The following is a 9,790-nucleotide window of genomic DNA, read 5'->3' on the forward strand; positions in this document are numbered from 1 at the left end:
CTTAGTTTAAGATTTTCAGACGACCTTTTAGGTTTTGCTACGACCGAGTTTTAGTTGAATAGCGTCGGTTTGCTTTGTTTCAATTCAAATTGATCCGCTTTGGGGATTTGTTTTGAATCTGTTGCGCTTTTAAAAACACATGAATCTTTAGCCGTAACGTCGCTGGAAATCGCTCATAAAGTCCGCCAACGCCTGTACGCCTTCGAGCGGCATGGCGTTGTAGATGCTGGCGCGCATGCCGCCGACGGTTTTGTAGCCTTTGAGCAGGCACAGGCCTTGCAGTTCGGCTTCGAGGACGAAGCGGCGGTCGAGTTCGGCTGAGGCGGTTTGGAAAACGACGTTCATTTTCGAGCGGGCATCGGGGCTGATTCGGTTGATGTAGAAGCCGCCGCTGCCGTCGATGGCGTCGTAAAGCGTTTGGGCTTTGATGTTGTTGACGGCTTCGATTTTCTTCACGCCGCCTTGTGTCAGCAGCCAGCGGAACACTAAACCCGACATATAAATGGCGTAGGTTGACGGGGTGTTGTACATGCCGTCGCGGTTGATGTGCGAGCGGTAGTTGAAGACGTCGGGAATGCTGTCGGGGCAGCGGTCAAGCAGGTCTTCGCGGATGATGACGACGGTTGCGCCGGCGGGACCGATGTTTTTTTGCGCGCCCGCGTAAATCAGCCCGTAGTCGGAAACGTCAAATTCGCGCGAGAGGATTTCGCTGGACATATCGCAAACGAGCGGCGGCAGGTCGTCTGAAAGTTTGGGAACGGTTTGGTATTGCAGGCCGTTGACGGTTTCGTTGATGGCGAAGTGGACGAAGGCGGAGTTTTTGTCTATGTCCCAAGTTTCGACGGGCGGTAGGGCGGTGTAGTCGAATTGTTCGCCGCCGTGTGCTGCGAGTCGGATTTCGGTATCGGTCAGACGGCTCATTTGTTCGTAGGCGATGCGGCTCCAGTTGCCCGTTACCACTGCGTCGGCGGACGGGAAGCCATGCGCCAGGTTCATCGCAACCATGTTGAATTGCGTGGTCGCGCCGCCTTGCAGGAACAGAATTTTGTAGTTCGAAGGGATATTCAGCAGCGTACGCAGGTCTTGTTCGGCATGATGAAGGATGCTGAGGAACATTTCCGAGCGGTGGCTCATCGCCATGACGGGAAAGCCTGTGCCGTTGTAGTCGAGCATTTCCTGCTGCGCGGTACGCAATACGGCTTCAGGTAGGACGGCAGGGCCTGCGGAAAAGTTGTAGATGGGGCGGGCGGACATGGCAATGCCTTTTTGTTTCGATGATAACAGCTTTGGATTTTAGAATGACGGCGTGCTTCGTGCAAGCCGTATGGAAGGGAAACGGGGTCGTCTGAAAAAGAAGGGTTGGAAATAATATGATGATTATCAAAGGGTAAGTTTAATAGGTGATTTTTCAGACGACTGTTTTTGTCAACAATTTTAAGTTTTAATTTATGCAATTCGACAGATTCATTCTATGAGGTCGTCTGAAAAAAAGCCGCGATAAATCAACGCTTTTCTTTTGAGTGGAAAGCGGTTATAATAAGCCAATTTTTCAACTCCGACGAAAAATGGCCACCGGGCCATTTTTTTGTTTATGTACTCCGGGAGATTCATGGATATTCAAACAATTCTCGAAAAAACCCTGCCGGGTTTGGGCTACGAACTGGTCGATTTCGAGCTGACTGCGCAAGGCACGCTGCGCGTGTTCATCGATAAAGAAGGCGGGATTACCGTCGAAGACTGCGCGACTGTCAGCAATCATTTGAGCCGCGTGTTCATGGTGGAAGACATCGATTATAAAAATCTGGAAATTTCCAGCCCCGGCCTTGACCGTCCGCTGAAAAAAGCCGCCGATTTCGTGCGCTTTGCAGGACAGCAGGCAAAAATCAAAACCCGCCTGCCTGTTGACGGACAAAAGAACTTTATCGGCCGCATCGAGGGTTGTGAAAACGATACCGTAACGCTCTCTTTCGACGGCAAAACCGCGCAAATCGGCTTAGACAATATCGATAAAGCCCGCCTGCGCCCCGAATTTAAATTTTAAAACTTGATATTGGAGATTCTAAAAAATGAGTCGCGAAATGTTGCAACTTGCCGAAGCGTTGGCAAGCGAGAAAAACGTTGAAGCGGAAGTGGTGTTCCAAGCATTGGAATTTGCCCTTTCTACCGCAGCCAAGAAAAAAGCTGACCGCGAGCATATGGACGTGCGCGTCGAAATCGACCGCGATACCGGCGAATACTATACTTTCCGCCGCTGGCTGATTGTTGCCGACGAGGATTACACCTATCCCGATCTGGAAAAAACTATCGAGGAAATCCAAGAAGAAATTCCGGGTACCGACATTCAAATCGGCGACTACTACGAAGAAACGCTGCCGAACGAAGGTTTTGGCCGCCAAGCCGCGCAAACTGCCAAACAAATCATCCTGCAACGCATCCGCGATGCCGAGCGTGAGCAAAATCTGAACGAATTCTTGGCTGTTAAAGAAGACATCGTTTCCGGTACGGTAAAACGCGTAGAACGCCACGGCATCATCGTCGAAGTCGTTCCGGGTAAGCTGGATGCGCTGATTCCGCGCGAACAAATGATTCCGCGCGAAAACTTCCGCGGCGGCGACCGTATCCGCGCGCTGTTTTTGCGTGTGGACGAAATCGGCAATACCGGCCGCAAACAAGTCATTCTCAGCCGTACTTCGGGCGATTTCCTCGCGAAGCTGTACGAAATGGAAGTGCCTGAAATTGCTGACGGTTTGTTGGAAATCCGCGAAGTGGCACGCGATCCGGGCCAACGTGCGAAAGTGGCGGTCAAAGCCAACGATCAACGTATCGATCCGCAAGGCACTTGTATCGGCGTGCGCGGTTCCCGTGTGAATGCTGTCAGCAACGAATTGGCGGGCGAGCGCATTGATGTGGTTCTGTGGTCGTCTGAAACTGCTGAGTTCGTGATGAACGCGCTGTCTCCTGCCGAAGTCAGCCGCATCGTGATTGATGAAGACAAACACGCAGTTGACGTAATCGTTGCCGAAGACCAGCTTGCACTTGCTATCGGTCGCGGCGGTCAAAACGTGCGCTTGGCATCCGACCTGACAGGTTGGCAGTTGAACATTATGACTGTCGAAGAAGCGGATGAGCGCACCGCCGCCGAAGACGCAGCCATCCGCGACCTCTTCACCGCGCATCTGAATATCGACGACGAAACCGCCGATATTTTGGTTGAAGAAGGTTTTGCCACGCTGGAAGAAGTCGCTTACGTTCCTGCTGCCGAATTGCTCGCCATCGAAGGCTTTGACGAAGAAATCGTCGAAACCCTGCGCAACCGCGCCCGCGATGCGATTCTGACCATGGCGATTGCGTCCGAAGAGAAGCTGGAAGAAGTTTCAGACGACATGCGCAATTTGGACGGCGTAGATTCCGACATGCTCCGCAAACTGGCGGAAGCCGGCGTAACCACGCGCGACGATTTGGCGGAGCTTGCCGTTGACGAACTGATTGAAATAACCGGTGTAGATGAAGAAGCGGCGAAAAAAGTGATTCTTGCCGCCCGCGAACACTGGTTTACCGAAGAGAACTAATGGGGGTACAGATGAGTAACACAACCGTAGAACAATTTGCCGCCGAACTGAAACGCCCCGTCGATGATTTGTTGAAACAACTGAAAGAAGCCGGCGTCAATAAAAACAGCGGCAGCGATTCCCTGACGCTGGACGACAAGCAACTGCTGAACGCCTATCTGAAAAAGAAAAACGGCAATGACGGTGGAACCATCAGCATCCGCCGCAAAAAAACCGAAGTCAGCACCGTAGGCGGCGTCAAAGTCGAACGCAAACGCGGCCGCGCCGTAACGATTCCTTCGCCGGAAGAGCTTGCCGCCGAAGCTAAAGCCAAAGCAGTAGCTGAGGCGCAGAAAGCCGAGCAGGCAGAAGCGAAAGACCAAGCCGCAGAACAGGCGAAAGCCGAAGCAGAAGCCGCCTCCCGTGCCGAAGCGCGCGCGAAAGCCGAAGCGGAAGCTGCGAAGCTGAAAGCTGCCAAAGCGGCAAAAGCCGAGCCGAAAGCCAAAGCGGAAGAAGCGAAACCTGTTGAAGCGGCTAAAAAACCTGCCGAAGCGCAAGCAGCTGAAAGCAAAGCCGACGACAAACCGGCAGAACCCGCTGCGCAAGCAGTTCAGGCTGAAGATAAACCTGTCCAAAGGTCGTCTGAAAAACCTGCCGAAGGCAAAAAACCTAAACAAGACAAAGGCAATAAAGGCAAAGACGCGAAAAAAGCAGCAAAACCCACTGCTCCAGCCGCTCCGCAACCTGTGGTCAGTGCGGAAGAGCAAGCGCAACGCGACGAAGAAGCACGCCGCGCCGCCGCTTTACGCGCCCATCAAGAAGCCTTGTTGAAAGAAAAACAAGAGCGTCAGGCGCGTCGTGAAGCCATGAAACAACAGGCAGACCAACAAGCCAAGCCCGCAGCCGAAGCCAAAGCCGGTGAGCAACGCAAACCTGCCGAAAAAGCCAAGGCAGCGCCTGCCGACAACAAAGCCGCCAATCCAGCGCGCGCGAAAAAAGAAGACCGCCACAACCGCGACGATGACAACCAAGGCCGCAACGCCAAAGGTAAAGGCGGTAAAGGCGGACGCGACCGCAATGCACGCAACGGCGACGACGAGCGCGTACGCGGCGGTAAAAAAGGTAAGAAACTCAAACTCGAGCCGAACCAACACGCCTTCCAAGCGCCGACCGAACCTGTCGTACACGAAGTCTTGGTGCCCGAAACCATTACCGTTGCCGATTTGGCGCACAAAATGGCAGTCAAAGGCGTGGAAGTGGTCAAAGCCCTGATGAAAATGGGCATGATGGTTACCATCAACCAATCCATCGACCAAGACACCGCCCTGATTGTGGTGGAAGAACTTGGCCACATCGGCAAACCTGCTGCCGCCGACGATCCCGAAGCATTCTTGGATGAAGGCGTAGAAGCAGTAGAGGCTGAAGCACTGCCGCGTCCGCCTGTCGTTACCGTGATGGGTCACGTCGACCACGGTAAAACCTCGCTGCTGGACTACATCCGCCGCGCCAAAGTGGTACAAGGCGAAGCGGGCGGTATTACCCAGCACATCGGTGCATACCATGTTGAAACTCCGCGCGGCGTGATTACCTTCTTGGATACTCCGGGTCACGAAGCGTTTACCGCCATGCGTGCGCGCGGCGCGAAAGCAACCGACATCGTGATTCTCGTGGTTGCCGCCGACGACGGTGTGATGCCGCAAACCATCGAAGCCATTGCCCACGCTAAAGCAGCGGGCGTGCCTATGGTGGTTGCTGTGAACAAAATCGATAAAGAAGCCGCCAATCCTGAGCGTATCCGCCAAGAGTTGACCGCACACGAAGTCGTGCCTGACGAATGGGGCGGTGATGTGCAATTTATCGACGTTTCCGCCAAAAAAGGCATCAATATCGACGCATTGCTTGAAGCCGTATTGCTCGAAGCCGAAGTTTTGGAACTGACTGCTCCTGTCGATGCGCCCGCCAAAGGCATCATCGTCGAGGCTCGTCTGGACAAAGGACGCGGCGCGGTCGCCACCCTCTTGGTGCAAAGCGGTACGCTGAAAAAAGGCGATATGCTGCTTGCCGGTACCGCGTTCGGTAAAATCCGTGCGATGGTTGATGAAAACGGCAAAGCCGTCAACGAAGCCGGCCCGTCTATTCCGGTCGAAATCCTCGGCTTGTCCGACGTGCCGAACGCCGGTGAGGATGCAATGGTGTTGGCGGACGAGAAAAAAGCCCGTGAAATCGCGCTCTTCCGTCAAGGCAAATACCGCGACGTGCGCCTTGCCAAACAGCAGGCGGCGAAGCTGGAAAATATGTTCAACAACATGGGCGAAAACCAAGCCCAATCCTTGTCGGTCATCATCAAGGCAGACGTACAAGGTTCTTACGAAGCTTTGGCGGGCAGCCTGAAAAAACTGTCCACCGACGAAGTGAAAGTGAACGTATTGCACAGCGGCGTCGGCGGTATTACCGAATCGGATGTTAACCTTGCCATCGCTTCAGGCGCGTTCATCATCGGCTTTAACGTGCGTGCAGACGCTTCTTCGCGCAAACTTGCCGAAAATGAAAACGTGGAAATCCGCTACTACAACATCATTTACGATGCCATTGATGACGTCAAAGCAGCCATGAGCGGCATGCTGGCACCGGAAGAGAAAGAGCAGATTACCGGTATGGTTGAAATCCGTCAGGTTATCAGCGTATCCAAAGTTGGCAACATCGCAGGCTGTATGGTTACTGACGGTGTGGTCAAACGCGATTCGCATATTCGCCTTATCCGCAACAACGTGGTCATCCACACCGGCGAACTGTCTTCTTTGAAACGCTACAAAGACGACGTCAAAGAAGTCCGCATGGGCTTCGAATGTGGCTTAATGATCAAAGGCTACAACGAAATTATGGAAGGCGACCAATTAGAATGCTTCGACATCGTCGAAGTTGCCCGCTCGCTGTAATTTGCCGTTGTAAATAAAAGGTCGTCTGAAAACCTCATCCATCAGGTTTTCAGACGACCTTTTCGTTTTATAGCGGATTGGATTGGCGCAGTGCGGCGTTGGCCAACGCTTAATCTTGGTTTGAATTCAATTCGGCATAAATGATAAACAAATTAATCAATTAAAATATAAATTCCGATTAAATAATGTTTTGAGAAAGAGTTAGAACTTGTTGAGGTTAAAGCAGTCTAAGGAAGCCACGCAGTTCGACTGCGTGAAATGATTCAATCAATAAATTACGATACCCCCAATCTGGTTATTTATCCCATCTCCCCGGATAGGCAATCGTCAACTCACGGAAAAATAATATCATGGATGCAAAACAAGTCTTTCGCACTATCGTTTCTGAAGAATCTGTCGCACACTCTGCGTCTTTGGAAAGGTCGTCTGAACCCAAGGTCTCCCAAGGAACAAAAAACAATGATGTCTATTATGTTACCCATACCGCAGACAGTATTGCGGAAAAGGTAAATGAAGGACAGGATACGGTTTACAGCAATGTCAGCTATACCTTGCCGAACAATGTTGAAAATTTAGTTTTGACCGGTTCGGACAATATTTATGGCGCGGGCAACAATTCAGATAATGTGCTGGTCGGCAACCGCGGCAACAACCGCCTGTATAGCGGACGCGGCAATGATATCGTTTACGGAGGCGCAGGCAACGACAACATCAACGGAGGGGAGGGCGATGACCAACTGTTCGGCGATGAAGGCAACGATATCCTAGACGGCGCGGCAGGAAATGACGTTTTACAAGGCGGGGAAGGCAACGATACCTACTTGTTCGGCGAGAAAAGCGGCAAAGATACGGTAATCGACCGCCAAGGCAGCAACAGCATCCGCTTTTTAGACGGTCTCAGCGCAGACGATCTGACAGTTACCGCCGTGCGCAATGCTGAAGGCGGACAGGACTGGCGTATCGCGGTGAAACACACACAATCCGTCCTGACCATTTCCAATCAATACCAAGAAGGCAGCAATATGCCTTCCGTCCAACGGTTTGTTTTTGCAAACGGCACATTAAATCTCAATCAATTCATCAAAGCCACTCAAGCACAAGTAGAAACTCGTGACAATGCAGGCGAGCGTATTGAAGGCACAGACGGAAACGACGAGCTGAATGGCACCGTCGGCAACGACGTCATCGACGGTAAAGCAGGCGCGGACATGATGCGCGGCGGCATCGGCGACGATACATATTATGTTGACAACGTTAAAGATGTTGTCGTTGAGAATGCCAGTGAAGGCAATGATACCGTAATCAGCAGCGTTTCTTATACCGCCTCTACCAATGTTGAAAACGTTACCCTGACCGGCAATACCAATATCTATGCAGCAGGCAACAACAGCAATAATATCCTGACCGGCAACAACGGCCACAACCGCCTCAACAGCGGTCGCGGCAACGATATCGTTTACGGTATGGGCGGTAATGACAACATTAACGGCGGCGACGGTAACGACTACTTGGACGGCGGCGATGGCAACGACAACATCAACGGCGATGCAGGTGACGACACTTTAATCGGAGGAGCAGGCAAAGATATGTTGAAAGGCGGATTAGGCAACGACACTTATATCTACGGCAGCAACGATACGATTATCGATAATCAAGGCAACAACACCCTGCGTTTTTCAGACGACCTCCGCGTGAGCGACATCAAAGTAAACGTCATCGACAATGCCGACGGCAGTAAAAACTGGGAAATCACATCGGCAAACGGTTCTGCCACCATTCAAAACCAAGTCGATGCCAAAGGTCATGTTTCCATCAACCAATTCCAATTCTTCGGCGAAAACTATACAGCCGAAACCCTGCTCAAAGCCGTCAATACCGACAAAGCTGACAAAGGCATCAAAAATGAAGGCACGCCAAACGACGATATTATTGTCGGCAGCCAGTTTAATGACGAATTAAGCTCCGGCACAGACGGCAGAGATGTCATTTACGGCATGGATGGCGACGATATTATCCGAGACGAAGGCACCAGCTACTGGGGCAACGAATGGTCTTCGGACGACAAACTGTACGGTGGCAACGGCAATGACAAACTGTATGCGCGGGTTGGTGCCGATTACCTCGACGGCGGCACAGGCGACGACTATCTGGAGGGCGGCGATGGGCGTGATACCTATGTCTTCGGCAAAGGATACGGACACGACACCATTTTCGACTTCGGTTTCGATATCGACGAAGAATTCAATCCCACCTCCATCAGCAACGCCGTAAAATTTACCGGCGGTCTGACATTGGACGATTTAAGCATCTCCGTTACCCAAGGCTACGATAAAACCGGCATCGACTATATGCCCGATCCATTCGACTTCCTCGCCGGACCTCGTCTGAACGGCAACACATGGACCGTTTCCATCAAAGGCAGCAATGACGTATTGACGATTAAAAACCAAATGGGTTCGCAAGGCGCCATATCCGAGTTCCAATTCGACAACGGCACATACAGCACGGAACAAATCATCGAACATTTCGGTTTGAAAGTATCCCATGTCCGCAAAGACGGCACGATAGTTCAATACCTGAATGACAACAGCGATACCTTTGACCAACGACTGTACGAAGGTTCCGACCGTATTATTCACGGCACCGACAACGGCGACACCGTCAGCGTTTCAGGCAACTATGGCGGCAAAACCACCTTTATCGGCGGCAGCGGTAACGATACCGTTGATGTAGGGCGTAATACTGTTATTGATGCCGGAGCCGGTGATGACACCATTTCCGTCAGCGGCTATTCCAATACGATTACATTCGGCAAAGGCAGCGGGCATGACAAATTGTCGCTGAACGCAAGCAACGAGGACAATACCGTATTGTTCTCAGGCAATCTGACGCTGAAAGACATCGATTTGGAAATCAACAAAGCCGAAAACAACAAAGTGAACTGGGTAGTCAAACTCAAAGGCAGCGACGACACCCTGACCGTCTTGGATGCCGTTCAGTCATCAGATATCAACGGCAACACCGTAGATGCGTTTAAGTTTGCCGCATCAGGCGAAACGTACAGCATGTCGCAATTCTTGACCGCTTTGGGACACGATGCCGCCAATCAAGGCGTTTTGTAAGTTTCACAAAGCAATACGGCAACGTTATCGCTTGATTTGTTTTTTCAGACGACCTCTAAATGTTCAGAGGTCGTCTGAAAAGATCTTCGTTTCCCGTTCCGACAAAAACCGTTTTAAAACCGACCACGCTTGGATGTGCGGTTTTTTGTTGTTTGAGACCTTTGCAAAATTCCCCAAAATCCCC

Annotated in this window: 5 protein-coding genes; 4 read left to right on the forward strand and 1 reads right to left on the reverse strand. The window is 51.7% G+C overall.

Annotated features, from left to right (window positions below):
* Window positions 1-147 precede the first annotated feature (147 nt).
* Entirely contained in the window at window positions 148-1,254 is a 1,107-nt protein-coding gene (gene serC / locus HMPREF2572_RS07890) for a phosphoserine transaminase (protein WP_070497507.1), read from the reverse strand.
* Between the two features lie 355 nt (window positions 1,255-1,609).
* Here serC and rimP point away from each other — a divergent pair, with 355 nt between their 5' ends.
* From rimP to HMPREF2572_RS07910, 4 genes are all read left to right on the forward strand, one after another.
* Window positions 1,610-2,041, forward strand: a complete 432-nt coding sequence (gene rimP, locus HMPREF2572_RS07895) for a ribosome maturation factor RimP (protein ID WP_003741871.1) — start codon at window positions 1,610-1,612, stop codon at window positions 2,039-2,041.
* Window positions 2,042-2,066: 25 nt separating this feature from the next.
* On the forward strand, window positions 2,067-3,569 hold the full coding sequence (gene nusA, locus HMPREF2572_RS07900; protein WP_070497510.1) for a transcription termination factor NusA: 1,503 nt from the start codon (window positions 2,067-2,069) through the stop codon (window positions 3,567-3,569).
* Window positions 3,570-3,580: 11 nt separating this feature from the next.
* On the forward strand, window positions 3,581-6,484 hold the full coding sequence (gene infB, locus HMPREF2572_RS07905) for a translation initiation factor IF-2 (protein WP_148132306.1): 2,904 nt from the start codon (window positions 3,581-3,583) through the stop codon (window positions 6,482-6,484).
* A 350-nt stretch (window positions 6,485-6,834) separates the two neighbouring features.
* Window positions 6,835-9,606, forward strand: a complete 2,772-nt coding sequence (locus HMPREF2572_RS07910; RefSeq protein ID WP_070497515.1) for a calcium-binding protein — start codon at window positions 6,835-6,837, stop codon at window positions 9,604-9,606.
* Window positions 9,607-9,790: the final 184 nt, after the last annotated feature.

Source organism: Neisseria sp. HMSC064E01, from assembly GCF_001808875.1.
GTDB lineage: Bacteria > Pseudomonadota > Gammaproteobacteria > Burkholderiales > Neisseriaceae > Neisseria > Neisseria sicca_A.